Source organism: Mesorhizobium sp. M4B.F.Ca.ET.089.01.1.1 (genome assembly GCF_004022605.1).
GTDB lineage: Bacteria > Pseudomonadota > Alphaproteobacteria > Rhizobiales > Rhizobiaceae > Mesorhizobium > Mesorhizobium abyssinicae.
On the sequence record NZ_RZOS01000996.1, the window covers coordinates 1 to 871 of the forward strand.

General features: G+C 59.5%; 1 pseudogene. It reads left to right on the forward strand.

Features of this window, described 5'->3' with window-relative positions:
- Positions 1–355: 355 nt before the first annotated feature.
- Positions 356–871 (forward strand): annotated as a pseudogene (locus EN780_RS35590) (transposase); the annotation flags it as partial.

The window sequence follows — 871 nt, forward strand, 5'->3', positions numbered from 1 at the left end:
GTACCAACTCTCCCGGGGTGCCGCCGCCCTTTGCCGGCTGCTCTGTACTGCCAGGATGGACGTTGACGCATACGTCAGGTCTGATGTGTTTCCCTGACGCGCTTGATCACTAGTTTGCATGCCAACTGATGGAAGGAATCGCAAAAATCGTCAATTTATTAAGTTTTTGTGACACCCTATTAATTCTACTTATATTGCAGGCAGACGGATTCCGTGGGATCCGCAGCTGCCAATTCGGGCGAACGCAAATAAAAGGCACGCCATGGCCGCACCGGATCTAACCCGTCTTATGCACGACAATGGGCCTTTGAGCCTGGCGGATGTAGCTTAACGATTGATTTGGCGTGGAATTCGCATCTCGCGATCCACACCCGCCAGGACCGGGAATACGTTGCTGCCGCTGTCTTTTCCAGCCGTCGGACGCAAGAAGATCACAGCTGCGTTTGACGGCGGCCGCATCACATCGGATGGCGGCGTCATGCTTCTGGCGGCTGCCGAACGGCGTTTGCGACTGGCCGACCGGCTTGCGGCTGCGATCCACGTGATCGAGCGCGCGTGACGCACGCCATGACCGACATCCTGCGCGCCCGCATCTTCGCAATCGCCTGCGGTTATGAGGATGCCAACGATCTCAACCGGCTGCGCACCGATCCAGCCTTCAAGCTCGCCTGCGGACGGTTGCCCGATAGCGGGCTCGACCTGTGCTCGCAGCCGACGTGTTCGCGGCTGGAGAACCTGCCCGACATCAGGACCGTCATTCGGCTCGGCCGCGTGCTGGTCGATCTGTGGCTGTCGAGCTACGCCGCGCCGCCGAAAAGCGTCACGCTCGACGTTGACGATACGCTCGATGTTCGTTCACGGCCATCAGCAG